Below are 24,884 nucleotides of genomic sequence, written 5' to 3' on the forward strand. Positions count from 1 at the left end.
TGGGATATTGGCGTATTATCCCGTGTGACCAGGCTTTTGAAGTGGATAACGCCCCATGGCAGTACAGGTATGAGTGAACTGGACCGTTATCTGAATGCGGCCACCCGCGACAACACGCGCCGTAGCTACCGTGCGGCTATCGAGCATTTCGAGGTGAGCTGGGGTGGGTTCCTGCCGGCGACCAGCGACAGCGTGGCGCGCTACCTGGTGGCGCATGCAGGCGTGCTGTCGGTCAACACGCTGAAGCTGCGCTTGTCGGCATTGGCCCAGTGGCATACCAGCCAGGGCTTTCCCGACCCGACCAAGGCGCCGGTGGTGCGCAAAGTCTTGAAGGGGATTCGTGCCGTACACCCGGCCCAGGAAAAACAGGCCGAGCCTTTGCAGTTGCAGCATCTGGAGCAGGTGATTCAGTTTCTCGAGCAGGAAGGCAGCGACGCCCGCAGTGCAGAAGACCCTTCGCGCTGGCTGCGCGCCAAACGTGACGCGGCATTGATCCTGCTGGGTTTCTGGCGTGGCTTTCGCAGCGACGAGCTGTGCCGGCTGAATATCGAGCACGTGCAGGCGGTGCCCGGCTCGGGCATCACCCTGTACCTGCCGCGCAGCAAAAGTGATCGGGAAAACCTCGGTCGCACCTACCAGACACCGGCGCTCCTGCGCCTGTGCCCAGTGCAGGCCTACAGCGAATGGCTCAGTGCCTCGGCGCTGGTGCGTGGCCCGGTGTTTCGCGGCATCGATCGCTGGGGCAACCTGGGCGAGGAGGGCTTGCACCCCAACAGCGTGATCCCGCTCTTGCGCCAGGCCCTCGAGCGCGCCGGCATTGCGGCCGATCAATACACCAGCCATTCCCTGCGCCGGGGCTTTGCCACCTGGGCCCATCGCAGCGGCTGGGACTTGAAGTCGTTGATGACTTACGTCGGCTGGAAAGACATGAAATCTGCCATGCGCTATGTTGAAGCGACGCCCTTTCTCGGCATGACCCGCGCATCCCTTGAGTGATTAAAGGTTTCTTCTATTAATACAGTCTCTTGATAGCGAAAACCAATCGTGAGCATCAGGTTTGCCAATGAGCCAACGACCGAGAAGGTGGGTAGGATTCACCCCATCAACTTACTAAGCCCTTCTACAAACCTGACGGAGAGTCAACGATGCCTATCATCAACAGCCAAGTAAAACCGTTCAAAGCTACCGCCTACAAAAACGGCAACTTCGTAGACGTGACTGATGCTGACCTGAAAGGCAAATGGTCGGTCGTCTTCTTCTACCCAGCCGACTTCACCTTCGTCTGCCCAACCGAACTGGAAGACCTGGCTGACAACTACGCCGAATTCCAGAAACTGGGCGTCGAAATCTACAGCGTTTCCACCGACACCCATTTTGCCCACGCTGCCTGGCACAACACTTCGCCAGCCATCGGCAAAATCCAGTACACCATGATCGGCGACCCGACCCTGACCATCTCCCGCAACTTCGACGTACTGATCGAAGAAGCAGGCCTGGCAGACCGTGGCACCTTCGTGATCAACCCGGAAGGCCAGATCAAAATCGTTGAACTGAACGATGGCGGCGTTGGCCGTGACGCTTCCGAGCTGCTGCGCAAAATCAAGGCCGCTCAGTACGTTGCTGCTCACCCGGGCGAAGTGTGCCCAGCCAAGTGGAAAGAAGGCGAGGCCACCCTGGCTCCGTCCCTGGACCTGGTCGGCAAGATCTAAGTCTGTGAAGCATCAAGGGCGGATTGCCGCACCTTAAGTAAGCTGCACCGCCCTCAAAAACGCCCGGGCGAGATTCGCTCGGGCGTTTTTTTTTGAAGAATTGAAATAGGAAATCGCCCGTATGTTGGACGCCAATCTTAAAGCTCAGTTGAAGTCATACCTGGAACGGGTCACCCAGCCGATCGAGATCGTCGCCTCCCTCGACGACGGTGCGAAATCCCAGGAAATGCTTGCCTTGTTGCAGGATGTAGCCAGCCTTTCAACGCTGATTACCCTGAAAAGCGATGGCGATGATGCGCGCAAGCCATCGTTCTCCATCAACCGCCCGGGTGCCGATATCAGCCTGCGTTTCGCCGGCATCCCGATGGGCCATGAATTCACTTCGTTGGTGTTGGCACTGCTGCAAGTTGGCGGCCACCCCTCGAAGGCCAGTGTCGAAGTGATTGAACAGATCCGGGCCCTTAAAGGCGAGTTCAGCTTCGAGACTTACTTCTCGCTGTCATGCCAGAACTGCCCGGACGTGGTCCAGGCGCTGAACCTGATGGCAGTGTTGAACCCGAACGTCCACCACGTCGCCATCGACGGTGCGTTGTTCCAGGCCGAAGTCGATGATCGTCAGGTCATGGCTGTGCCTAGCGTTTACCTGAACGGTGTGAACTTCGGCCAGGGCCGCATGGGCCTGGAAGAAATCCTCGCCAAGCTCGACACCAGCGGCATCGAGAAGCAAGCCGAGAAAATCAGCGCCAAAGACGCCTTTGACGTGCTGGTGGTCGGCGGTGGCCCAGCCGGTGCAGCCGCAGCAATCTACGCGGCGCGTAAGGGTATTCGTACCGGTGTGGCCGCTGAACGTTTTGGTGGCCAGGTACTCGACACCATGGCCATCGAGAACTTCATCTCGGTGCAGGAAACCGAAGGGCCAAAACTGGCCCGCGCCCTGGAAGAGCACGTCAAGCAGTACGACGTGGACATCATGAACCTGCAACGTGCCACCGCGCTGATCCCGGCCAAGAATGCCGGTGAGCTGCACGAAATCCGTTTTGAAAGCGGTGCGACCCTCAAGTCCAAAACCGTGATTTTGGCCACCGGTGCCCGCTGGCGTGAAATGGGTGTGCCGGGCGAGCAGGAATACAAGGCCAAGGGCGTGTGCTTCTGCCCGCACTGCGACGGTCCGCTGTTCAAGGGCAAGCGTGTGGCCGTGATCGGCGGCGGTAACTCCGGCGTTGAAGCGGCCATCGACCTGGCCGGTATTGTCAGCCACGTGACCTTGCTGGAATTTGACAGCAAACTGCGCGCCGACGCTGTGTTGCAGCGCAAGTTGTACAGCCTGCCCAACGTTGATGTGATCACCAGCGCGCTGACCAGCGAAGTCAAAGGTGATGGCCAGAAAGTCACCGGCCTTGCGTACAAGGACCGTGACAGTGGTGAGTTCAAGACCGTCGACCTTGAAGGTATCTTTGTTCAGATCGGTTTGCTGCCTAACACCGACTGGCTCAAAGGCACGATCGAGTTGTCGCCTCGTGGCGAGATCATTGTCGATGCGCGTGGTGAGACTTCATTGCCTGGCATCTTTGCTGCCGGCGACGTAACCACTGTGCCGTACAAGCAGATCGTGATTGCAGTGGGCGAGGGTGCCAAGGCCTCCCTGAGCGCTTTCGATCACCTGATCCGCAGTTAAGCTACCGGCATAGCATTTGGCCCTGAAATGAAAAACCCCATGAGCGATCATGGGGTTTTTTTCGTTACAGCGGTGTTGGCTGGATGATCTCGACCCAGTACGCATCCGGGTCTTTCACAAAGGCCAGGCTTTTCATGCGCCCGTCACTCAGGCGCTTCTGGAAGTCGCAGCCCAGCGCTTCAAAGCGCGCACAGGCAGCGACGATGTCTGGCACCGAGATGCAGATATGACCAAAGCCACGCGGGTCGGTATTGCCGTTGTGGTAGGCGAAATCCGCGTCGTTTTCGGTGCCGTGGTTGTGGGTCAGTTCCAGGATGCCCGGAATCGACTTCATCCACTGGGTGCGTGCAGCGGCGTCGGCCGGGATCTGGGCCTTGTCGACCAAAGCCAGGAAGTACAGGCTGAATTCGGCTTCCGGGAAGTCGCGTTTCTCAACCAGGGAAAAACCCAATACGCGGGTGTAGAAATCCAGCGACTTGGTGATGTCCTTGACCCGCAGCATGGTGTGGTTGAACACGAAGTTCGCGGTGGCGGTGTCAGGTTGGGCAGTGACGCCGGGGAATGTGTTCAGTTCGTGCAGGCTCATGGGCCCTCCAGAGAAAAATGGGGCAAACGTGGCTCAAGTTCGAGCGATCCCTTGGCTTGCGGCTGGCATCCTTGCAGCCGGTCCATGATACGCAGCCGTGCCTGCTGCGCCAAATGAAAAAGGTCACGCAGCCCTTGCGAGCAGTGGGTGCAGGGGCTCAAACTTTGTTGCTTGAACCTTGAGTGTTTTTCGCAATGATCGGATTTCGCGCACCGCTGTTAAGTACCCTGGGCCTGTTGTTGGGCAGCACCGCCGTATTGGCGGCTGACCCGGAAATTCATTGGCCCAGCGGCTGGCAGGTAGAGGAGGTGGTGCCTGACGATCAGGCCCCGGCGCAGCCCTCGGCAGTGTCCCGGCAGCGCGCGATAAAAAATGATGAAAACGGGGCGACCTTGATGGTCATGGAGTTGACAGGCACTCCGATCGAAGCGGGGCATGCGGTCAATCTGCAAGGTGTGCTGCTGGAAATGCGCAAATCCATCCAGAAAGATTTTGCCCAAAGTGGTTATCAAAGTGTGTGCACCAAGATGCACCCCACAACATTGAGCCGGCTTGAGGCATTGGAAACTACCTGTGTCATCACCGAGAACGGTCGGCACGTGCTCTCACAAACGCTGGTAGGGGCGCTCGACTCCGACAAGGCCTATGTTTTTTCATACGCCGGGCAGGCCGAGGCTTACGAATCAAGCAAGGACGAAGTCAGTTCGGTACGCGACAGCCTTAAACTTTGAGCGCTGTAGGCATCGCTGAAAATCAGCCGAATTGAACAAAGTGAAATGTTTTTTAAAGTTTGTTTTTGAAAAATCTGGCGGCCGGTGTTGTTTCAATATTGACGCCTGTAAACAAAAAAGCCCTGCATGTGCAGGGCTTCTCTTAGTGCGTTTGTACTAGCTGCAACGCATTAGCCGCGAAGCCAGGAATCTACAGTGGCCGCGCCGTATTGTTCTTTCCATGCCTTCAGGCCGCGGTGGTTGCCGCCCTTGGTTTCGATCAGTTCACCGGTGTGCGGGTTGTGGTAAACCTTGACCACACGTGCGCGGCGCTGTTTTGGTGCAGTGGCGACAGATGCGCCGGACTTGCCAGCGTTGGGATCGAGGATGGAGATGATGTCGCGCAGGCTTTTGCCGTAGGTTTTCATCAGCCCTTGCAGCTTTTCTTCGAATTCGATTTCTTTCTTCAAGCCAGCATCGTTCTTTAGGGATTCCAGCTGGGCAAGCTGCTCTTGAAGGGCTTTTTCTGCTGCGCGAAATTCGGCGAGTCTGGACAAAATCTATACTCCAATAGTGTATTTGGCTGATATCTACTGCAAACAAAGCGATAAGCCAAGAGCCTTAAGGCAACTCAACAAAAGTGGCCTTCCTGCCAATTCAGCACAGGCAGGAAAAATTGTAGTAGTTAATCAGTCATGAGTAAATCATGTCTTTTGTGTAATTAACAATATTTCCGTTGAAGTGCATGGCTATTCAATGACCGTTCAGGAATCTAATGAACTCATCGCAAGGTACAGGCTTGCCAAACAGGTAGCCTTGTAGGAAATCAACACCATGAGATGCAAGATATTCGCATTGTTCTTGTGTTTCGACGCCTTCAGCGACGATGCCCAGGTCCAGCTTGACGGACAATTCAATGATGCTGTCGAGTATATGCCGCGAAAGCGCATCAACACCGATCATCGCGACAAAGCTCTGATCTATCTTCAAGTAATCGACATTGAAGTTGCGTAAATAACCCAGGCTGGAATGGCCGGTGCCAAAGTCGTCAATCGCGATCATTACTCCCATTTCGTGCAGTGCCTGGAACAACTGGCGGGTGATATCCGTGGGCTCGATCAACTCGCGCTCGGTCAACTCCAGTACCAGAATCACCTTGCCCGGCGCGAAGGCGGCGAGGAACTCCCGGCAGTCCTCCACCAGTTCCAGGTCGTGACAATGGCGGGCGGTGATGTTGATACCGATATGAAAACTGTCGGCGAACTGACCAGCATGGGGGGCCAGTTGCAGGGCAGTCTGGCGCATCAAGGCGCGGGTCATTGGCACAATCAGGCCCGAATGCTCGGCCAGCGGGATGAACAGGTCGGGGCGCACCAGGCCTTCTTTCGGATGATTCCAGCGCATCAGCACTTCACAGCCCGCCCATTGGCGAATGTTTCCGCCGCGCACCACGGGCTGGTAATAGGGCACAAATTCATTGGCGCCCAATGCACGTTGCAGCTCGAGGGTCGGTGCCGATGAGCGCTTTTGCAGCCAGTGGGCGAGGATGCCCGCCAACACCCCGAAAAACCCCACGAGGACGAACAGTGCAGGATAGCGCGCCTGCATGTAGCGCCAGGTTTCGCCCTCGGGCATCCCGGCCTCCACGCTGTAGGTATATCGCTGGGAGTCCAGGTGGTGGTGCGCGACTGCAAACGTTGGCAGCGCCGTGCTGTGCACCTTGCCAGTCGCCGACAGCCAGTTGGAACCCACCTGCAACACCAGGTCGGCATAACGGCTGATCAGCCGCAGGGCGTTAGTCAGGTGGTAGCCATCGATTGAGGCAAAGGCACCCCGGTCGCCTTCGGTGAGGCGATACACCAACAATGCCGTGTCGGGTGTGACCGGGTTGCCTTTCATCAGCCAGAGGCGACCGTCGACGTAGTCATCGGGGTTGACCGGCGACTGGTAATTGCTGCCGAACAACGAACTGCAATAGATGTTTCTCTGCCAGGACAAGGTTGTGGCGCGCACGAAAGGGCGGCGCGTGACCTGTTCCCGCAGCGCCAGTTGTGTCGGATTATCACATTCATGCCCGGCCAGCGGCAGCAGTTCCTGGGCAGCGAGGCCGGCATTGTCGAGCATCAGGTCAAATTGCCGTACTGCCTCCTGAGCCGTCTGCGCGGTGCTGTGCTCCAGGGTGCGCCCGGCTTGCCAGTACAGGATAAGCACGCCGAGCAAAATCGGCAGCACGCCACTCAGTAGGGTGATCAGGTGGCGAGTGGCGGCTTTTCGTGGGCCTTTGACGGTTAGTGGCATTTATGCGGCCTGTAGCGGGAGGGGGCGATAAGACGCTTAAATGCGGCCGGGACAACCACGTTGGCCTTCCAATAAAGCGTATTGGTATCGGCCATGATAGATGGCGGCACGCGACCGTGCATGCTCAATCAGCTGACGCAACGTCGATACGCCGCTCTTCCAGCCACTGCATCACCTGGCGATCGGGCCTTCGTCGATGTGCACCTCGATGCCCGGATGCAACCGGCGATACTCCCGCAGGATCGCGGGCAACAGGCGAATCGATGAGGCGGGGCCGAACGAACCGATGCGCAACGTGCCTCGTTTCACGTCGCGGGCATCGTCGGCTTCCGTTGCAATGTACTGGCCAGCCCGATGGGTGATACTGCTGGGCATTTACCTGTGCAACAAAGTCCTTGCGCGCGCCTGGGCAATGGGGATTTGATAAGAGTACGGACAAACCAGGTTACGCTGTGTAGAATCGATTTACGCATACAAGAATAAGGACTTGCGCTAACGCAAGCCTCGCCCGTAAGAGACTGATGCAACCATGAAGCTACTCGGGTCCCCCCTCATCTTTGGTGACTTCCTCGCCCGCAGCGTGCGGGGTATCTCCTGCGCGCCACCTTGCGCCCTCATCCTTGCCTGCAAATGACTCTGTGTTAATTACAAGAATGATGAGGCGCCGAAAATGGCAGATTTATACGAAAACCCAATGGGCCTGATGGGCTTTGAATTCATCGAACTCGCATCGCCAATTCCGGGCACCCTGGAGCCGATCTTCGAGATCATGGGCTTCACCAAAGTGGCGACCCACCGCTCCAAGAACGTGCACCTGTACCGTCAGGGTGAGATCAACCTGATCCTCAACAACGAACCCAACAGCATTGCCTCCTACTTTGCGGCCGAGCATGGGCCCTCGGTGTGCGGCATGGCGTTTCGCGTCAAGGACTCGCAACAGGCCTACAACCGGGCCCTGGAACTGGGCGCCCAGCCTATCCATATCGAAACTGGCCCGATGGAACTGAACCTGCCGGCGATCAAAGGCATTGGCGGCGCGCCGCTGTACCTGATCGACCGTTTCGGCGAAGGCAGCTCGATCTATGACATCGACTTCGTGTACCTCGAAGGCGTTGAGCGCAACCCGGTGGGTGCCGGCCTGAAAGTCATCGACCACCTGACCCACAACGTATACCGCGGGCGCATGGCCTACTGGGCTAACTTCTACGAGAAGTTGTTCAACTTCCGAGAAGCGCGTTATTTCGATATCAAGGGCGAATACACCGGCCTGACCTCCAAGGCCATGAGCGCCCCGGATGGCATGATCCGCATCCCGCTGAACGAAGAGTCGTCCAAGGGCGCCGGGCAGATCGAAGAGTTCCTGATGCAGTTCAACGGCGAGGGCATCCAGCACGTGGCGTTCCTCACCGATGACCTGGTCAAGACCTGGGATGCGTTGAAGAAGATCGGCATGCGCTTCATGACCGCGCCACCCGACACCTATTACGAAATGCTCGAAGGCCGCCTGCCGAACCACGGCGAGCCGGTGGACCAGCTCCAGGCGCGGGGCATCCTGCTGGATGGTTCGTCGGTGGCGGGGGACAAGCGTCTGCTGCTGCAGATCTTCTCGGAAACCCTGATGGGCCCGGTATTCTTCGAGTTCATCCAGCGTAAAGGCGACGACGGTTTTGGCGAAGGTAACTTCAAGGCACTGTTCGAATCCATCGAGCGCGACCAGGTGCGTCGCGGCGTGCTCACGGCTGACTGATCGGTGATGTAAAAAAGCCCGGTCGTGGCTATCCGCGACCGGGCTTTTTTTGCCTGCAATCAGGCCTTGCGCTGGCGAACCAGATGCTTGAAACCTTCGTATACCAGCACCAATACCGCCAACCAGATCGGTATATAGGTCAGCCATTCCCCGGCCTTGATACTCTCTCCCAGCAACAGCGCGACCCCAAGCAACAGCACCGGCTCCACATAACTGAGCAGGCCGAACAGGCTGAAGGCCAACAAGCGGCTGGCGACGATGTAGCACACCAGCGCCGAGGCACTGATCAGCCCCAGCATCGGGATCAGTGCGTACAACCCCTTGTGGGCGTCAAGCACCGCAAAACCCTGTTCGCCGCTTTGCACAAACCACAACGCCACGGGCAACATCAGCGCCATGTCCAGCCACAGCCCGCCCAGATGGTCGGTCTTCAGGCGTTTGCGCACTATGAAGTAGACCGGGTAACCGATGATCACCACCAGCGTGGCCCAGGAAAATCCGCCGACCTGATACAACTCGTTCAGCACGCCGCAGGCTGCAAAGAACACCGCGACCTTTTGCAGGCGCGACAATTGTTCGCCATACACCAGGCGGCCGGTCAGCACCATGGTCAATGGCAGCAGGAAATACCCCAGCGAAACATCCAGGCTGCGCCCGTTAAGCGGCGCCCACATGAATAGCCACAACTGCACCCCCAGCAAGGCTGACGACACCACCAGCCCGCCGGTCAACGCGGGCCTGGCGGCTACCAGGCGAACCAGCTCCCACACCCGTCGCCACTCACCGCTGACGATCATGAACACGGTCATGCACGGCACCGTCAGCAACATCCGCCAGCCGAAAATCTCCAGCCCGCTTAATGGCGCGAGCAGCGACGTAAAGTAATACATCACGGCAAACAACACCGAGGCCAAGACCGATAACACCACACCTTTAGACACACTGCCCTCGCGAAAACCGATTCATACAAAGAAGGAAGATTTAAGCGAGGGAATATAGTGCTTTTAAGGTGAGATGTTTGCACTGTTTTGTGGCGAGGGGGCTTGCCCCCTCGCCAGAGGCAGGAGTATGCCGCTCGGCTATCGTGCGATCCGCCCTGAGACAAAGTGGCTCACGTCATTGAACCCAGGTGTCGAGGCATGCCCCGGCGTAACCAGTGAGTCAATAAACGCCTCATCTTCCAGTGTGATCTTCACCTCCAGTGCGCCAGTGTAGGCATCCCACTGCGCCTCGGTGCGCGGCCCGACAATCGCCGAACTGACCGCCGAGTTGTTAAGTACCCAGGCAATCGCGAACTCGACAATTCCCACGCCACGGCCCTGGGTGTACTGCTGGATCTGCTGGGCGATGCGCAAGGATTCAACCCGCCATTCGGTTTCCAGGATGCGCTTGTCCTGGCGCCCGGCACGGCTGCCGGCTTCAGGCGTAACGTCTGGCGCATATTTGCCACTGAGTACGCCACGGGCCAGCGGGCTGTACGGCACCACACCCAGGCCATACGCGGCGGCAGCGGTAATCTGCTCCACCTCGGCCTGGCGGTTGACGATGTTGTACAGCGGCTGGCTGATGATCGGCTTGTCCACTCCCAGGCGTTCTGCCACGCGGATCACTTCGGCGATACGCCAGCCGCGGTAGTTGGAGAGCCCCCAATGGCGAATCTTGCCCTCGCGGATCAAGTCGCCAATCGCTGAAACAGTCACCTCCAGCGGCGTGTTGTGGTCTTCACGGTGCAGGTAATAGATGTCCAGGTAATCGGTGTCCAGGCGCGTCAGGCTGGCTTCCAGCGCATTGAAAATCCGCTTGCGGCTCAAGCCGCTGCGGTTTGGCAGGCCGTCTGCCGGGCCGATGCCGACTTTGGAGGCCAGCACCCAATCCTGGCGCTGGCGGGCGATGGCTTCGCCGACGATTTCCTCGGAGCGCCCGCCGGTGTAGACGTCGGCGGTGTCGATAAAATTGATGCCTTGATCCCAGGCCTTGTCGATGATGCGCAGCGAGTCCTCGGTGCTGGTCTGCTCGCCAAACATCATGCTGCCCAGGGTCAATGCGCTGACCTTCAACCCGGACTGGCCCAGTGTGCGGTAAATCATCGTGAACACCTCAAAAGGGGGAGACAGGCCTTATCCAATACCAGAGAGCAAGGCTCTGGAACAAGCCCCCCGACGGTTATTGCGCTAATAGTTCGGCGCAGCGCAGTTGCAGGAACCGGTGCAGTACCTTGACCCGCTCTGACACCTGCAGCCGGTGCGGGCACATCAAATTGAACGGGGTCGGCTCGCCTTGCCAATCGGTGAGTAAAGGCAGCAGGCGCCCGGCCTTGATATCGCGGGCCACATCCAGGCGTGCCTTATAGGCGATGCCATGGCCGGCCAGCGCCCAACGCCGGACGATCTCGCCGTCGTCGCTCAGGTAGTCACCCGTCACCTCGACTTCCTGGAGCGCCGCGCCCTGGCGAAAGTACCATGTGCTGTTTGCGCGGCCCTGGCGCATGTAGCGCAGCGTGCTGTGTTGCGCCAGGTCCTGCGGCGTGCCCGGCGTGCCGTGGCGCGCCAGGTAGCCGGGGCTGGCGCACGCCACTCGCTGGTGGTCGGGCACCACCGGCAGCGCCACCAGGCTTGAATCTCGTGGCACGCCGAAACGCAGGGCAATGTCGACGGTTTCGCGGAACAGGTCGGCGTTGCTGTCGTTGAGCAGCAACTGAAGCCGCACGTTTGGGTGTTCAAGCTTGAACTCATCCAGCCAGCCCAGCAGCACGTTGCGCCCGAAGTCCGAGGGCGCAGCCAGTTGCAGCAAACCACTGAGGCTCTGGCCTTGCTGTTTGATCGACTGCTCGCCTTCGGCCAATGCCTCCAGCGCCATACGCACGCTGTCGAGGTAGCGCCGACCTTCCTCGGTCAGGCGCATGCTGCGGGTGGAGCGCGCCAGCAGGCGGATACCCAGGCGGGTTTCCAGGCGCTTGAGGGCAATGCTTGCTGCTGCCGGGGTCAGGCTCAAGCTGCGGGCGGCCGCCGACAAGCTGCCGGTGTCGGCAGTACGTACGAATACCTCAAGGTCGAGGATTGAACTCATTTGTAAAAATCCTTTAAAGAACTTGTCGTTTTACCGGGATTTTTCAACGATTGCCAAGCTGGGAAGATGAAAGCTCATTTTCTAAGCCAGGTATTTCTGCATGACTTCTCCTCTCAATGGCAAAACCATCATCGTCATCGGCGGCAGCAGCGGCATCGGTGCGGCCGTGGCCAAACAGGCTGTGGCACGCGGGGCCCATGTGGTGCTGGCGGGGCGGCGCTTGTCTTCCGGGGTGCAGAACGGTGTACGCAGCGAGCAAGTAGACGTGACCGATTCCAACTCGCTTCAGCGCCTGTTCGCTGCGGTGGGGCGGTTTGATCACCTGGTCTATACCGCCGGCCCGGCAGTACAGGCCAAGGCATTGATCGAGACCGACCTGAGCCTGGCGCAAGACAACTTCAACGTGAAACTTTGGGGTTCGCTGCGGGCGATCCAGGCGGCGCTGCCCTTTCTTGACGAGCGCGGCAGCATCACCCTGACCTCCGGGCAACTGGGACGCAAAACCGTGGCAGGGCAGTTCATCAAGACCGGCATCAACGCGGCGACTGAAGCGCTGGGCAAACAGTTGGCCAAGGAGCTGGCACCACGGCGAGTGAACGTGGTGAGCCCGGGCGTCATTGACACCGAGGCGTATGCCGGGTTGTCCGACGAGCAGCGACTGGCGATGTTTGCCAAGGCGGGCGGGGCGTTACCAGTGGGCCGAGTGGGCCAGGCCGAAGAAGTGGCAGCCGGGTACGTGCTGGCAATGGAAAACGGGTTTATCACCGGTAGCGTAATTGATGTTGATGGCGGTGGTTTGCTCTAGGCGCAGTTTGCCGGGCAAACAAAACAGGCCCCGCTTTCAGGTGGGACCTGTTTGTTTGCGCCAGGCTTGATGACCCGCTCGGCCTTAATAACGCGGTACCGGCGCCGGTTGCGGCGGGTAGTAATAGCCCGCAGGTGGCGCCTGGTAATAGACCGGGGGCGGTTGCTGGATGTACACCGGCTGCGGTTGGACATAAACCGGTTGTTGCACATAAACCGCAGGCGGCGAATTGGCGACAACCGAGCCAACCACCAGCCCACCGACCACTGCACCCAATAGCGCCGGACCACCCCAGCCCCAGCCACCGCGGTATCCGTGCCCGTAGCCGTAGCCGTAACCGTGGCCCCATCCATAGCCATATCCGCCACGGGCTTCTGCCTGTCCCGCAATGGCGAGCGTGGCAATGAGCAAGATGGCTACTTTCATTGTTGAAAGTCGACTGATCATGATGAGTCCTCTGCCGATGCACCGAACCGGTGTTAATAATACGCCGGGCATACGTTTCAGACAGCTGTTTTTGACGCGATTACGAGGCGCCAAGGTAAAGACTGGGTAAAGGTTGTAGCCAGTTTGTTACTTGGCATTGGCTCCGGTGTTAACACATGAGTCGTGCGGTTTTTTGACTATAAAAAACCCTCCGTCTATGGCTGGTTGCAGCGCGCCATGCATAACGTGTATGCCTTGAAAATCCCCTTGGCGTTCAAGCTGATCGAATACAGCTGCCGAGGAAGTCATCTGCGTACCCTCTTACCGGATTGATGTTTGTCCCCTCGTGAGGGGACAAACGATGCAACTACACCTTTAACGTGCGCGTCATTCGCAACGCCAACACGCTGCCGGCAACAATCACCGCCGCGAGCAAGTACAGCGCCAGGTCCGTAGACCCGGTGGCATCCTTCACAAACCCGACGATATACGGGCTGAGGAAGCCCGCCATCTGGCCCATGGAATTGATCAACGCCAAGCCGCCCGCCGCCGCACCCGCACTGAGCATGGCGGTGGGCACCGGCCAGAACATCGGCAGGCCGGTGAGGGCGCCCATGGTGGCGATGGTCAGGCCGAGGATTGCGATGGCTGGGGTGGTCGCAAAGTTCACCGCAATCACCAGCCCGATTGCGCCCATCAACATTGGCCCAACCAAGTGCCAGCGACGTTCTTTACGCAAGTCGGCCGAGCGGCCCACCAGCAGCATGAACACTGCCGCCAGCAGGTACGGGATTGCGCTCAACCAGCCGATCACCAGGTTATCGCTGAAACCCATGTTCTTGATGATCGACGGCAGCCAGAAGTTGATGGCGTAGACGCCGCTCTGGATGCAGAAGTAGATCAGGCCGAACGCCCAGATGGCCGGGTTCTTGAACACATCCAGCAGCGAGTCGCTGGTGGTTTTCGGCTTGTTGGCGAGGTCGGTCGCCTGGTCGGCTTCAAGCACCGCGCGCTCATGCGGGGTGAGCCACTTGGCGTTGGCAAAGCTGTCGCTGAGCAGGAAGTAGGCGAGGGCGCCGAGGATCACGGTCGGAATGCCCTGCAACAGGAACATCCACTGCCAGCCTGCAAGCCCGCCTTGGCCGGCAGCAAAGTGGTTGAGGATCCAGCCGGAGAACGGGCTGCCCAGCAACCCGGACACCGGGATTGCCGACATGAACAGCGCCATGATCCGCCCGCGGCGGAAGGTCGGGAACCACTGCGAGAGGTACAGCACCACACCCGGGAAGAACCCGGCTTCAGCGGCGCCGGTCAGCAAGCGCAAGCCGTAGAAGTGCGTTGGCGTGGTGACGAACAGCAAGCAAGTAGACAGGGTGCCCCACACGATCATCATCAGCGCAATCCAGCGCCGTGGACCAAACTTGGTCAGCGCCAGGTTGCTCGGCACGCCACACAGCACGTAGCCGATAAAGAAGATCCCGGCACCGAGGCCGTACACGGTCTCGCTGAATTTCAGGGCGTCGAGCATTTGCAGCTTGGCAAAGCCGACGTTCACGCGGTCGAGGTAGTTGAACAGGTAGCAGATGAAAATGAAGGGGATCAGGCGCAGGGTGATGCGCTTGTATACGGCGTTTTTATCGTCATCGGTGGCCTGGGTAACAGCGGCGCTCTGTGACATGGCAGTCTCTCTTTATTATGATTTTTCGCGATGCGAGGGTAACGTTGATCGCCCAATGAGTCTCGGCCACCTCTAGGGCTGCTGTCTTTGTGCTCGCGCACAGTGAAGCATGGTTTGCGCTGTGCCTATGAACAATCCACTTTCCAGGAATTTAGCCCCATGTTCGAGCTGGATCATGACTTGGCGCAGGATATCGTCAATCGCACCATGGCGATCCTGCCCTACAACGTCAACGTCATGGACAGCCAGGGCCTGATCCTGGGCAGCGGCGAACCCGAGCGCATCAACACCCGCCATGAAGGCGCGCAACTGGTGCTGGCAAACGGACGGGTGGTGGAAATCGACGGCCAGACCGCCAAGCACCTCAAGGGCGTGCAACCGGGGATCAATTTGCCGCTGCTGCATGATCAGCGCCTGATCGGAGTATTGGGCATCACCGGCGAGCCGCAATTGCTGCGCACGTATGCGCAACTGGTGCGCATGACCGCCGAAATGCTGGTCAGCCAGCGTCACCAGCAAGCCGAGCAGCAGTGGCGCCGCCAACGCTGCGATGACCTGCTGGCGCTGCTGCTGGCCGAAACCGGCGAGTCGCCGCGCCTGGTGGACGAAGCGCAGCAACTGGGGCTCAAACCGCAGATGGCTCGCACGCCTTACCTGTTTGAACTGGGCAGCGGCCAGTCGGCCGAAGCCTTGAGTGCATGGTTGACTTCACGCTACCCCGACAGCTGGTGCGTCAGCTCGGCGCAGTTTTCCCTGCTGTGGTGCCGGCCAGCGGCCGTACAAGTCGACAACCCGCGCCTGCTGGAAAAACTCGAAGGCCTGGGCTGGAACATCCTGCGGGTTGCTGTCGGCGGGCAGGCAGACGGGCTGGCCGGGCTGCGTCGTTGCTATCGGCGTGTGGGCGATTTGCTCGCCTATGGCCGTGATGTGCTGCCCCAGTCACGGCTGCTGACCCTCAATCGCTTCCGGCTGCCAGTGATGCTCTGGCGCCACCGCAACGACGATGCCCTCGACGAATTGCTCAACCCGTTGCGCAAGGTGCTGGCCAAAGACAGCAACGGCCAGTTGCAGGCGACCCTGCGTAGCTGGTGCGAACACGATGGCCAGAGCCAGGCCTGCGCCGACGCCCTGGGCATCCACCGTAACAGCCTGCGCTACCGCATGGAGCGCATCGCCGAGCTGAGTGGGGTTGACCCGCTGACACTCGACGGCATGCTTGCCTTGTACCTCGGCGTGCAGCTATTGCCGCAAACTTTGTCGGAATGAACAACAAACCCCTGCCACTCTTGTGCAATGGACCGGCGTTATTGCCGGTGCCAACTGGCAGCATGGGCGTTATAAAAACCGGAGAAAGCCCAATGAAAATCATCATCGCCCCTGACTCGTTCAAGGACAGCCTGAGTGCTGAAGGCGTGGCGAATGCCATTGCCGAGGGGCTGGCCACCGTGTGGCCCGAGGCCGAGCTGATCAAGTGCCCGATGGCCGACGGTGGTGAGGGCACGGTGGAGTCGGTGCTCGCCGCCTGCCAGGGCGAGTTGCGCACCACCTGTGTGCAAGGGCCGTTGGGCGCCAGTATCGACGCGCATTGGGGCTGGTTGGCCGAGAGCCACACCGCACTCATCGAAATGGCCGAAGCCAGTGGCCTGCAATTGGTGCCGCCGGGTAAACGGGATGCCTGTTCCAGCAGCACCTTCGGCACCGGCCAACTGATTCGCGCGGCCCTGGATGCCGGCGCCCGGCGCATTATTCTGGCGATTGGCGGCAGCGCCACCAACGACGGCGGGGCCGGGGCGATGCTGGCCCTCGGTGTGCAATTGTTTGATGCCGAAGGCGCCGCATTGCCCTTGGGCGGACTGGCACTGGGCAAGCTGTCGCGCATCAGTCTGGAACAACTGGACCCACGCCTGGCCGAGGTGCGCTTCGAAATCGCTGCCGACGTGAATAACCCGCTGTGTGGCCCCCACGGTGCCTCCGCGATTTTCGGCCCGCAAAAAGGTGCCAATCCCCAACAAGTCGAGCAGTTGGACGCTGCCCTCGGCCATTTCGCCGATCACTGCACCAAGGTCTTGCCCAAAGATGTGCGTGACGAACCCGGCAGCGGCGCCGCCGGTGGCTTGGGGTTCGCCGCCAAGGCGTTCCTTGGCGCGCAATTTCGCGCTGGGGTTGAAGTGGTTGCCGAACTGGTGGGTCTCGAACAGGCCGTGCGCGGCGCCGACCTGGTCATTACCGGCGAAGGCCGCTTCGACGCCCAGACCCTGCGGGGCAAAACCCCGTTTGGCGTCGCGCGCATTGCCAAACAGCACGACGTGCCGGTGATCGTGATCGCCGGCACGTTGGGAGAAGGTTATGAGCAAATGTACGCTCACGGTGTGGATGCCGCGTTCGCCTTGCCTTCGGGACCAATGACCCTGGAACAGGCCTGCAGCGAGGCGCCGCAGCTGTTGCGCGAGCGGGCGGCAGATATTGCCCGAGTGTGGAAGCGGGTGGCTGCGCGCTCCCGATAATTGCAGTGCGGGGCTCGCCATGCTGAGGTTTTGCCGCCTACACTGGCCCGCCATGTGTTTTTCAAAGGATGAAACACAATGCACACACCTGAACCGAAAATCGTAATCACGCGCTTCACCGAGGCCCATCTTGAGGGCGTCGCTGCGTTGTACAACGATCCGGCTGTATGCCGTCAGGTGCTGCAAATGCCTTTCCAGTCGGTGGAGGCCTGGCGCAAGCGGCTGGTGCAGGACAACGAGCGGCGGCTACAACTGGTGGCGTTGCATGCCGGCGAGGTCATCGGCCAGCTCGGTCTGGAACAGTATTTGCGCGTGCGCCAAAGCCATGTCGGTTCATTCGGCATGGGTGTCGCCACGGCCTGGCAGGGTAAGGGCGTGGGCTCCCGTTTGCTGGGCGCGGCGCTGGAGGTGGCGGATAACTGGATGAACCTGCACCGGGTGGAGCTGACGGTGTACGCCGACAACGAAGCCGCCCACCGCCTGTACCATAAGTTCGGCTTCGAAACCGAAGGCCGGCTGCGCGATTACGCCGTGCGTGACGGTGCATTTGTCGACACCCTGACCATGGCGCGCATCCGCAAGGCGGCCTAGTCGGCCTGCAACGCAAACGCCACCGCAGCCTGCGCATGCAGCTCGGTGGTGTCCAGCAGTGGCAGGTCGCTGTGCTCGGGCTTGATCAACAGGCTGATTTCCGTGCAACCGAGGATGACGGCCTGGGCGCCGCGCGCGGCCAGGGACTCGATCACTTGCTGGTAGACTTGGCGCGATGCGTCGCTGATCACCCCGACACACAACTCTTCATAGATGATCCGGTGCACCGCCTGGCGCTCGTCTGCGTCCGGCACCAGCACAGTCAGCCCCTGGGCGGCCAGGCGTGACTTGAGAAATGCCTGCTCCATGGTGAACGCGGTGCCCAACAGGCCCACGGTCAGCGTGCCGGCCTCTACCGCCGCAGCCCCGGCGGCGTCTGCAATATGCAGAAACGGTATGGACACCGCTGCTTCAATGCGCGGTGCCACCAGGTGCATGGTGTTGGTGCACAGCACAATGCATTCGGCGCCACCGGCTTGCAGGCGCCGGGCAGCGTCTTCCAGGATCAGCGCAGCGTCGTCCCAGCGGCCGGCATGCTGGGCCTGCTCCACCGGGCCGAAGTCGACGCTGTACATCAACAGTTGCGCCGAGCGCAGCGGCCCGAGTTGGTCGCGCACGCGTTGGTTGATGATGCGGTAATACTCGGCGCTGGACTCCCAGCTCATGCCGCCGATAAGGCCGATGGTGCGCATGCGTTGCTCCTGAAATGGACGGGCGAGGGCATCACATTACCCGCGCGCCATGCTTTAGTCATACGCCTGTGTGCGGCATCTGCCATGATCAAGGCTCGCAATATGGGTCACCCAAGGAACACGGCAATGGACGATGTACAACAACTGGGCGAGATGCTTCGTCATTACGCCGACAGCGAAGTCCACAAGAAGCAGCAGTTCGACGTGCAGTCGGCCCACTGGGCACAGAAGATCGGCGAGCTGTTCGGCCAGATCGAGCAGTGGCTGGAATCGGTGAAGACCGTCGGCTTGCTGGAAGTGCAGCGTGAGGCATACGTGGCTTTTGGCCCCAGCGTGCCGGTGGAGACCTCCACGTTCAAGGCCGAAAAACTGACTATCCATATCGCCGGCAAGCCGGTGGAGTTCGTGCCGGACGTGATGGGCGCCGGCGGCCTGATTTCGCTGTCGGTGATGGGCTTGACCGCCGCCCGTTATGGCAGCATTTCGCTGGTGCTGCTGCCGGGGAAAAACGACTGGTTGTGGAAGAAAACCAACGGCCTGAAAGACCCGGACACCTTCGGCTTCGATGCCAACTTCCTGGCCTTGCAGTTGCAGAGCCTGATACCCCGCGAGCGCGGCTGAGATTTCACGGCGGGCGTTTGAGGGAGCGGGTAAGCCCGCTCCCACAGCAGGCGGTCTACACCGCAAGCTGTGCCACGTTCACAACCTCACTTCAGCGCCGGGTCCCCGGGGTTGAGCTTTTTCCACGACTGCATCACTACCTGCGCCTTGGGTTCCTGCCCGTTCTCCAGGTAATACTGGATCAACGACAGCCGTGCGTTACGGTTATAGGGCTGCAGCTTGAGCAGCCGCTCCAGTTGCTCGCAAGCCTGGTCTATATGCCCGCTGTCGTGCAGGGCGACCGCCAGTACGAAGCTGTACTGCGGGTTAGCAGGCTCCAATCGCGCAGCTTCGCGCAAATACGCCATGGCTTTGGGTGTATCCCCAGCGCGAATCAACATCAGGCCCTGGGTGTGCTGCAGCAGCGGCGCCTGCGGGTATTGGCGCAAGTTGTCTGCCACCAATGTCCGTGCCTCCTGAGCGCGACCGTTGGCCTCCAGCCATTGCGCCAGGGTCACCAGCGCCGGGAAGAAGTCCGGGTCTCGCAGCAACGCAGTGCGCAACTGCGCCTCAACCTTGTCGCTGCGGCCACTGGCCTGATACAGCATCGCCAGGTTGAGATTGGCCTCGGCGCGTTCCAGCAGACTCAACTGAACATTCTCGTACTCAGTGATCGCCTTGTCCCAGTCCGGCCCGAGCCCTTGCCCCGACGCGCTCAATAAATCCCGCGCGGCAATAATGCGCACCGCCCGCACCGGGTCTCGGAGCAACGGTCCGTACAACGCCACCCGTTCTGCTGGCGGCACAAACGCACTCACCGCCCGTACCGCACTCTCTCGCACGTTCGGCGCCGGATTACCCAAGTCTTTGGTTGCCAGTTTCAACGCCTGCTCACTGGGGTAATTCGCCAGTTCGGCCAGTAAGGTCGCCCGCTGGATTGCCGGCAGGTTGTTGCGCGCCAACTGGTCATACAGCGCTTGCGCTGCGCCCGGCTGCCCACCGCGAATCAACACCATGCTCTCGTCATAACGCGGTGCATGCTCGGCTTCACTGCTGTTCCAGAGTTTGAACTGCTCGCTGACCTGGTCGCCGGGCCTTGGAATGCTGAAGCTATGGTCGTGCCTGAAATCATTGCCCATGTAGAACTTGCCGGGCATATGGCAATCGACGCAGAACGAACCTGGCTCACCGGCAATGTGGCGGGTGTGTTCCGGAGAGTCGTAGTGCTTGGCTTGCAACCCGCGACCGTCTACCGTGGCCACCGAAGTTTTACCCGCGGTGTTGTGGCATTGCAGGCAAACCCCGTTGCCCGGCGCCTTGAGCTCGGCGCTGTGCGGGTTATGGCAGTCGCTGCAGCGCACGCCCTTGTCAGCCATTTTGCTTTGGGCGAACGAGCCGTGTTCGAACACCTCGTCCTGGATCTTGCCGTCCAGCGTATACAGCTCACGGGTCAGCAGGCTGGGCAGGTAATCGTCCATCAGGCGCTTGCCGACGGTGTAGCCGTCTCCCAGCGGGGCGCGGCGAGCATGGCAACGGGCGCAGGTTTCGATCTCGACGGTGGCGTCCTTGTCTTTCAAGTCCACGGCAAAACCCGCGTGCAGCAGGTCACCTTTTTTCGCAGCCCACGCTACATGGTTCGACGCCGGGCCATGGCAGGCCTGGCAGCCCACGCCCAGGCTGTTCCACTGACTGTCGAAGGTGTTTTTTGCCGCATCGAAATTGCGCTTATAGCCGGTGGTGTGGCACTCCACGCACATGAAGTTGGCGTTTTGGCTGGGCTTGCTCCAATGCAGCGGGTTCTTGAAGTTCACACCCTGGCCGGGGTAGAGGTGAAACCAGCGGTTTTTTTGCGTATCCCAGGCCACGCCCAGAGCCTGCAAGCGCCCATCACCGACCTCGATCAGGTATTGCTGCAACGGTGCGATGCCGAATGTATAGGCAACCTTGAAGTCTGCGGCCTTGCCGTCGGCGCCGGGTGTATTGACCCAAAACTCGTCGCCCCGTCGCGAGAATCGGGTGGTTTCGCCTTCGCTGCTGAAAGACGCACCGTTGAAGTCGGCGGGTACTGTTTCAGGCGTGGCTGCCTGCATTGCCAGTTGATGGTGCGAGCCTTGCCAGTCCTTGACCTGGGCCTGGTGGCAGCCCTGGCATTGCTGCTCATCGACCATTTGCGCAGGCGGCAGCACCGCCACCGGCGTGGCCACGGGCGCAGGCGCCGCCGCCGGCAGCTTGGGCGTGCTGGCCTGGAGGAAAAACCAGATGCCGGCCATGGCCAACAGCAACAGGGCGATCACTACGAGGTACAGGTAACGGCTGGATGAGTCACGGGGAGGCACGGTTTTATTATCAGGCTTGGGCATTACGACTTCCGATGTCCGATGCATTGACGCTCTAATGGCGCGCTTAAGCTCCGTGCAGCTTTGACGTTGGGCGCTTGCCTGTCAAATAGAAAAGTCGCTGTGAAATACCCCACAACCTGCAACGCCTGCCGGGTTATTTTCCCAGAGTTGGCTATAACTACAGCTCAGTGTTCCTACGATGACAGCCAGGGAGTTCCAAGATGAAGCTAGGACTAATGATCGGCTCGGTGTGCATTGCCTCGATCGGGGTGGTGGGATGTTCGAGCAAGGTTACGCAGCCAGACGAATACTCTGGGTTTCTCTCCGATTATAGCCACCTGCAGGAAGCCAAGTCACCGTCGGGGGCGCAAGTGATGCGCTGGGTGGACCCTAACCTTAACCTGAGCCGCTACACCGCGGTGTACATCGAGCCCACTCAGTTCTACCCCAAGCCGCAAGCCACCACCAGGATTCCTGACAGCACCTTGCAGGGCATCAATACCTACTACAACCAGGCGCTCAAGCGCGAACTGGAAAAATCCCTGCCACTGGCCAACGGGCCTGGCCCGGGGGTGGTTGTGTTGCGGGCGGCCATCACGGCGGTCAGCAGCAAGACCGAAAGCCTCAAGCCGTATGAATACATTCCCATCGCCCTGGTGGCCGCAGCGGTCAGCACCGGCGCCGGGATTCGTGACCAGGAAACCACCCTGGGCACCGAGGCCCAATTCCTCGATGGCGACACCGGCAAGGTGATCGCCCAGGTCGTGCGCAAAGGCACCGGCAAGCCGTTGTCGAACGACTCCCAGGTGATGAAGGCCGACGATGTGAAAGCTGTGATCGACGGCTGGGCCTCGGACATGCACCAGTCGTATCTCAAACTCAAACGCTGAGAGGTTGCGCCCGGGGTTCGTGCCCCGGGCCAACTGAGCGCTCAACTACTGGCCAATAAACCAGCGGTAGTAAGGGTTGACGCTGTCTTGTTGCAACACCGCCTGAATATCCCGCCCCCAGGCGGTGCGGTCCCCGTCGTAGGCATGCAGGCTGGCGCGATAGAACTGCATCAGGCGCTGTTGCTCGCTGTCCAGGGTGCGGGAAAACGCCGGGTCGGCATTCAGCAATGGCGCCGGTACGCGCAAATCCAGCAACGCTGGGAGCACCCGAGCGATCTCCTTGCTGCGCACCCACGGTGCGTATTCGATGCGTGGCTGGTCGTCGGTGACCGGTAAGGCATTCCCGACGAATCGCTCCAGGCCCTGGCGGTCGGTGACCCAGGTCGCGAGCAGGGTGGCGGCCGAATCGATACCCACATCCCCCAACGCGCTGCTGACAGTCGGCTGCTCAAAGCGCTGGCGAATGCGTGTGGCGTCCAACTTGATGGGCTCCAGGGACCCCACCAGCAGCATCTCGTGGAATTCGCTGGTCCACAGCGTTGCGTAGCGGAATACGTCGAGGAAGCTGCGCACCAGTGACTGCGAGTCCTCGATGTTTTGCGTCGGCAGCGGCAGCCATTGGGCCAGCAGGCCGTTTTTCTCCAGGCGCCGCGCTGCCAACTGGTAGAAGTCGCGCGAATACAGGTTGACCACCCCGGCAGCCGAAGGCGGCGGCGGTTCGAGGGTGATCAGGTCGTACGCCTGTGGGTTGCGCAGCAGCTCCTGGCGACCGTCCCGCAGGCGCACTTCGACGCCTGGGTCACTGGCGGCATTGAAGTTGCCCTTGAACAACGGCGCGGCCTGGATCACCGACGGCAGTAACTCGGCGACCACCCGGTGCTCAAGCCCGGGATAGCGCAGCAATGCCCCGGCGGTAATCCCGGTGCCGAAGCCGATCACCAGCGCCGAACGGGGCTCGCCGTTATGAATCAGCAGTGGCAGCAGCGCCTGGATCCGCATATAGCGCAGGGACGGCATGGCGTCGCCGGTGTTGGACACACCCTGGATGTACAGGCGCTGAAAACTGCGGGCGCCTTGGCCTTGAGTGACCACGGCGACGGTGGCGCCGCGGCCTTCCTGGTAAAACGCCAGGCTCGCATTGCGCGCACCCGGCAACAGCTTGGCCAGGCGATCCACCGGGGTCAGCAACGCCACCGCCAGTGACAACAGGCCAAGGGCGACCACGGCCTGGCGCCGGCCTTTCTTCACCCCGTGGCCACGGCGCACGGCCATATAGCCCACCACGCCGGCAATCACCGCCAGCAACCCCAGGGTACGCACCAGCCCGAGCCAGGGGATTAGCACAAACCCACACAGCATCACCCCGACAATCCCGCCCAGGGTATTGAACGCTACCACTGCGCCGACATCCCGCCCCACATGCTCGCTGCCTACGCTCAAGCGCAGGGCCAGCGGAAACGCTGCGCCGAGCAACAGGGTCGGCACAAACACAATGCACAGGGCCGCCACCGCAAAGCGTGCGCTCATGCCTGGCAGTTCGGCGCCGCCCAGGCTCAACACCAGGGCTTCGGCCTGGGTTTGCAGCAGCACCAGCCAGCGGCCGAGCAAGGCAATTTCCAGCAACGCGACCAACCCGGCCCCGGCGATCAGCAGGCCGAACACACCCCATGGGTCACGGATACGCTCTACCCGGCGTGCCATGAACTGGCTGCCGATAAACAGCCCGGCCAGGTACGTGGCGAGTACCACGGCAAAGGCATAGGTGCGGGTGCTCATGAACTGCACGATCGATTGCGACCACACCACTTCGTAACCCAGGGCCACGCCACCGGCGATGGCGTACAACACCAGGGCCAGGCGCGCCGGTTGGGCGCCGCGGGTGTGAGTTACTGGGGCAGGGGAGTGATGCCGCACGTACAACAATGCACCGACGGCGGCCAGCAGGTTGAGCATCGCTGCCACCAGGGCGCTGCCGCGCACGCCGAATGTGGCGATCAGCACAAACGCGCAGAGCAAGGTGCCGGCAATCGCGCCGGCGGTGTTGGTCGCATACAGGCGGCCACCGGCCTGGCTGAGGGACTTGGGGTCGATGTCCAGCGAACGCACCAGCACCGGCAAGGTGCCGCCCATCAGCAGCGCCGGGATGCCCACCAACACAAACGGCAGCACCCAGGCCAACAGGCCGATCTGGTGTTCCAGCCAGGCAAACGGGCTGGCGGCCATGCTCAGGGCGACAGTGGCGCCCACGCCAAGCACGGCGACAAGAATTTCGAGGATTGCATACAGCAACAAGGGTCGCGACAGGCGATCTGCCCAGCGTCCGAAGAGCAACCCACCCAACGCCAGCCCGGCAAAAAACGCGCTGATACCGGTGGTAATGGCGTACACCTCCACCCCCACGACCAGTGACAGTTGCTTGATCCACAGCACCTGGTACACCAGCGCGGCCATGCCGGAGATGAACAGCAGCAGGGCGGGGATCAGGGTGGTTGAGGTGTGAGCCAGTGCGGCAGGTTTGCTGGCGGTGCGTGACGACATTGCAGATAGCCTTATGCAAATACCGATCAA

Annotated in this window: 22 protein-coding genes and 1 pseudogene; 11 read left to right on the forward strand and 12 right to left on the reverse strand. The window is 60.5% G+C overall.

Annotation, left to right across the window (positions count from 1 at the left end; genetic code table 11):
• Positions 1-69: 69 nt before the first annotated feature.
• From ACZRN6_RS27710 to ahpF, 3 genes are all read left to right on the forward strand, one after another.
• Positions 70-996 carry a site-specific integrase gene (locus ACZRN6_RS27710; RefSeq protein ID WP_464009307.1) on the forward strand — a complete coding sequence of 309 codons (927 nt, stop codon included), beginning with the start codon at positions 70-72 and terminating at the stop codon, positions 994-996.
• Between the two features lie 149 nt (positions 997-1,145).
• Positions 1,146-1,709: an alkyl hydroperoxide reductase subunit C gene (gene ahpC / locus ACZRN6_RS27715; RefSeq protein WP_003173835.1), complete on the forward strand. Its 564-nt coding sequence runs from the start codon at positions 1,146-1,148 to the stop codon at positions 1,707-1,709.
• 121 nt (positions 1,710-1,830) lie between these two features.
• Positions 1,831-3,384, forward strand: a complete 1,554-nt coding sequence (gene ahpF, locus ACZRN6_RS27720) for an alkyl hydroperoxide reductase subunit F (RefSeq protein ID WP_322145309.1) — start codon at positions 1,831-1,833, stop codon at positions 3,382-3,384.
• A 64-nt stretch (positions 3,385-3,448) separates the two neighbouring features.
• Here ahpF and gloA read toward each other — a convergent pair whose 3' ends face one another.
• Positions 3,449-3,970: a lactoylglutathione lyase gene (gene gloA, locus ACZRN6_RS27725; protein ID WP_322145308.1), complete on the reverse strand. Its 522-nt coding sequence runs from the start codon at positions 3,968-3,970 to the stop codon at positions 3,449-3,451.
• A gap of 194 nt (positions 3,971-4,164) precedes the next feature.
• Here gloA and ACZRN6_RS27730 point away from each other — a divergent pair, with 194 nt between their 5' ends.
• The gene (locus ACZRN6_RS27730) at positions 4,165-4,701 is read left to right on the forward strand and encodes a DUF4946 domain-containing protein (protein ID WP_322145307.1); all 537 of its coding nucleotides are present in this window, start codon (positions 4,165-4,167) and stop codon (positions 4,699-4,701) included.
• Positions 4,702-4,871: 170 nt separating this feature from the next.
• On the opposite strand, the gene ACZRN6_RS27735 is transcribed toward ACZRN6_RS27730, so the two are convergent.
• The 3 genes and pseudogenes from ACZRN6_RS27735 to ACZRN6_RS27745 all read right to left on the reverse strand — a co-directional run.
• The gene (locus ACZRN6_RS27735; protein WP_076016182.1) at positions 4,872-5,237 is read right to left on the reverse strand and encodes a histone-like nucleoid-structuring protein, MvaT/MvaU family; all 366 of its coding nucleotides are present in this window, start codon (positions 5,235-5,237) and stop codon (positions 4,872-4,874) included.
• A gap of 196 nt (positions 5,238-5,433) precedes the next feature.
• Positions 5,434-6,978, reverse strand: coding sequence for an EAL domain-containing protein (locus tag ACZRN6_RS27740; protein WP_464009308.1), 1,545 nt, complete (start codon positions 6,976-6,978; stop codon positions 5,434-5,436).
• Between the two features lie 139 nt (positions 6,979-7,117).
• Positions 7,118-7,334 (reverse strand): annotated as a pseudogene (locus ACZRN6_RS27745) (LysR family transcriptional regulator substrate-binding protein); the annotation flags it as partial.
• A 314-nt stretch (positions 7,335-7,648) separates the two neighbouring features.
• Between ACZRN6_RS27745 and hppD the strand changes: the two are divergent.
• On the forward strand, positions 7,649-8,725 hold the full coding sequence (hppD, locus tag ACZRN6_RS27750) for a 4-hydroxyphenylpyruvate dioxygenase (protein ID WP_322145305.1): 1,077 nt from the start codon (positions 7,649-7,651) through the stop codon (positions 8,723-8,725).
• 59 nt (positions 8,726-8,784) lie between these two features.
• Here hppD and rarD read toward each other — a convergent pair whose 3' ends face one another.
• From rarD to ACZRN6_RS27765, 3 genes are all read right to left on the reverse strand, one after another.
• Entirely contained in the window at positions 8,785-9,666 is an 882-nt protein-coding gene (gene rarD, locus ACZRN6_RS27755; RefSeq protein WP_322145304.1) for an EamA family transporter RarD, read from the reverse strand.
• Between the two features lie 138 nt (positions 9,667-9,804).
• Positions 9,805-10,812, reverse strand: coding sequence for an aldo/keto reductase (locus tag ACZRN6_RS27760; protein WP_322145303.1), 1,008 nt, complete (start codon positions 10,810-10,812; stop codon positions 9,805-9,807).
• A gap of 76 nt (positions 10,813-10,888) precedes the next feature.
• Complete coding sequence (locus ACZRN6_RS27765) at positions 10,889-11,791, reverse strand: LysR family transcriptional regulator (RefSeq protein WP_464009309.1); 903 nt, start codon at positions 11,789-11,791, stop codon at positions 10,889-10,891.
• A 100-nt stretch (positions 11,792-11,891) separates the two neighbouring features.
• Here ACZRN6_RS27765 and ACZRN6_RS27770 point away from each other — a divergent pair, with 100 nt between their 5' ends.
• On the forward strand, positions 11,892-12,596 hold the full coding sequence (locus tag ACZRN6_RS27770) for an SDR family oxidoreductase (protein ID WP_464009310.1): 705 nt from the start codon (positions 11,892-11,894) through the stop codon (positions 12,594-12,596).
• Positions 12,597-12,680: 84 nt separating this feature from the next.
• On the opposite strand, the gene ACZRN6_RS27775 is transcribed toward ACZRN6_RS27770, so the two are convergent.
• The gene (locus ACZRN6_RS27775) at positions 12,681-13,022 is read right to left on the reverse strand and encodes a hypothetical protein (RefSeq protein WP_322145300.1); all 342 of its coding nucleotides are present in this window, start codon (positions 13,020-13,022) and stop codon (positions 12,681-12,683) included.
• A 367-nt stretch (positions 13,023-13,389) separates the two neighbouring features.
• A complete protein-coding gene (locus ACZRN6_RS27780) occupies positions 13,390-14,700 on the reverse strand; it encodes an MFS transporter (RefSeq protein ID WP_322145299.1) in 1,311 nt (436 codons plus the stop codon).
• Between the two features lie 159 nt (positions 14,701-14,859).
• On the opposite strand from ACZRN6_RS27780, the gene ACZRN6_RS27785 reads away from it, so the two are divergent.
• From ACZRN6_RS27785 to ACZRN6_RS27795, 3 genes are all read left to right on the forward strand, one after another.
• Positions 14,860-15,966: a sugar diacid recognition domain-containing protein gene (locus ACZRN6_RS27785; protein ID WP_322145298.1), complete on the forward strand. Its 1,107-nt coding sequence runs from the start codon at positions 14,860-14,862 to the stop codon at positions 15,964-15,966.
• Between the two features lie 92 nt (positions 15,967-16,058).
• Positions 16,059-17,204, forward strand: coding sequence for a glycerate kinase (locus tag ACZRN6_RS27790; protein ID WP_464009311.1), 1,146 nt, complete (start codon positions 16,059-16,061; stop codon positions 17,202-17,204).
• Positions 17,205-17,282: 78 nt separating this feature from the next.
• On the forward strand, positions 17,283-17,795 hold the full coding sequence (locus ACZRN6_RS27795) for a GNAT family N-acetyltransferase (protein WP_322145296.1): 513 nt from the start codon (positions 17,283-17,285) through the stop codon (positions 17,793-17,795).
• Here ACZRN6_RS27795 and ACZRN6_RS27800 read toward each other — a convergent pair.
• Complete coding sequence (locus ACZRN6_RS27800; protein ID WP_322145295.1) at positions 17,792-18,487, reverse strand: aspartate/glutamate racemase family protein; 696 nt, start codon at positions 18,485-18,487, stop codon at positions 17,792-17,794. The genes ACZRN6_RS27795 and ACZRN6_RS27800 overlap by 4 nt on opposite strands.
• A gap of 126 nt (positions 18,488-18,613) precedes the next feature.
• Here ACZRN6_RS27800 and ACZRN6_RS27805 point away from each other — a divergent pair, with 126 nt between their 5' ends.
• Entirely contained in the window at positions 18,614-19,108 is a 495-nt protein-coding gene (locus tag ACZRN6_RS27805; RefSeq protein ID WP_464009312.1) for a hypothetical protein, read from the forward strand.
• Between the two features lie 86 nt (positions 19,109-19,194).
• Here the strand turns inward: ACZRN6_RS27805 and ACZRN6_RS27810 are convergent, their stop codons facing one another.
• Positions 19,195-21,447: a tetratricopeptide repeat protein gene (locus tag ACZRN6_RS27810; protein WP_464009313.1), complete on the reverse strand. Its 2,253-nt coding sequence runs from the start codon at positions 21,445-21,447 to the stop codon at positions 19,195-19,197.
• Between the two features lie 200 nt (positions 21,448-21,647).
• Between ACZRN6_RS27810 and ACZRN6_RS27815 the strand changes: the two genes are divergently transcribed.
• Positions 21,648-22,316 carry a DUF3313 domain-containing protein gene (locus tag ACZRN6_RS27815; protein ID WP_322145292.1) on the forward strand — a complete coding sequence of 223 codons (669 nt, stop codon included), beginning with the start codon at positions 21,648-21,650 and terminating at the stop codon, positions 22,314-22,316.
• A 45-nt stretch (positions 22,317-22,361) separates the two neighbouring features.
• Here ACZRN6_RS27815 and ACZRN6_RS27820 read toward each other — a convergent pair whose 3' ends face one another.
• Positions 22,362-24,854, reverse strand: coding sequence for a fused MFS/spermidine synthase (locus ACZRN6_RS27820; protein WP_464009314.1), 2,493 nt, complete (start codon positions 24,852-24,854; stop codon positions 22,362-22,364).
• Positions 24,855-24,884: the final 30 nt, after the last annotated feature.

The sequence above is a fragment of the Pseudomonas sp. A125 genome, assembly GCF_055409485.1.

Coding starts and splice junctions, on each gene's coding strand:
- ACZRN6_RS27710 (WP_464009307.1), top strand. CDS start 70: ATGAGTGAACTGGACCGTTATCTGAATGCGGCCACCCGCGACAACACG.
- ahpC (WP_003173835.1), top strand. CDS start 1,146: ATGCCTATCATCAACAGCCAAGTAAAACCGTTCAAAGCTACCGCCTAC.
- ahpF (WP_322145309.1), top strand. CDS start 1,831: ATGTTGGACGCCAATCTTAAAGCTCAGTTGAAGTCATACCTGGAACGG.
- gloA (WP_322145308.1), bottom strand. CDS start 3,970: ATGAGCCTGCACGAACTGAACACATTCCCCGGCGTCACTGCCCAACCT.
- ACZRN6_RS27730 (WP_322145307.1), top strand. CDS start 4,165: ATGATCGGATTTCGCGCACCGCTGTTAAGTACCCTGGGCCTGTTGTTG.
- ACZRN6_RS27740 (WP_464009308.1), bottom strand. CDS start 6,978: ATGCCACTAACCGTCAAAGGCCCACGAAAAGCCGCCACTCGCCACCTG.
- hppD (WP_322145305.1), top strand. CDS start 7,649: ATGGCAGATTTATACGAAAACCCAATGGGCCTGATGGGCTTTGAATTC.
- ACZRN6_RS27760 (WP_322145303.1), bottom strand. CDS start 10,812: ATGATTTACCGCACACTGGGCCAGTCCGGGTTGAAGGTCAGCGCATTG.
- ACZRN6_RS27765 (WP_464009309.1), bottom strand. CDS start 11,791: ATGAGTTCAATCCTCGACCTTGAGGTATTCGTACGTACTGCCGACACC.
- ACZRN6_RS27770 (WP_464009310.1), top strand. CDS start 11,892: ATGACTTCTCCTCTCAATGGCAAAACCATCATCGTCATCGGCGGCAGC.
- ACZRN6_RS27775 (WP_322145300.1), bottom strand. CDS start 13,022: ATGAAAGTAGCCATCTTGCTCATTGCCACGCTCGCCATTGCGGGACAG.
- ACZRN6_RS27780 (WP_322145299.1), bottom strand. CDS start 14,700: ATGTCACAGAGCGCCGCTGTTACCCAGGCCACCGATGACGATAAAAAC.
- ACZRN6_RS27785 (WP_322145298.1), top strand. CDS start 14,860: ATGTTCGAGCTGGATCATGACTTGGCGCAGGATATCGTCAATCGCACC.
- ACZRN6_RS27790 (WP_464009311.1), top strand. CDS start 16,059: ATGAAAATCATCATCGCCCCTGACTCGTTCAAGGACAGCCTGAGTGCT.
- ACZRN6_RS27795 (WP_322145296.1), top strand. CDS start 17,283: ATGCACACACCTGAACCGAAAATCGTAATCACGCGCTTCACCGAGGCC.
- ACZRN6_RS27800 (WP_322145295.1), bottom strand. CDS start 18,487: ATGCGCACCATCGGCCTTATCGGCGGCATGAGCTGGGAGTCCAGCGCC.
- ACZRN6_RS27805 (WP_464009312.1), top strand. CDS start 18,614: ATGGACGATGTACAACAACTGGGCGAGATGCTTCGTCATTACGCCGAC.
- ACZRN6_RS27810 (WP_464009313.1), bottom strand. CDS start 21,447: ATGCCCAAGCCTGATAATAAAACCGTGCCTCCCCGTGACTCATCCAGC.
- ACZRN6_RS27815 (WP_322145292.1), top strand. CDS start 21,648: ATGAAGCTAGGACTAATGATCGGCTCGGTGTGCATTGCCTCGATCGGG.
- ACZRN6_RS27820 (WP_464009314.1), bottom strand. CDS start 24,854: ATGTCGTCACGCACCGCCAGCAAACCTGCCGCACTGGCTCACACCTCA.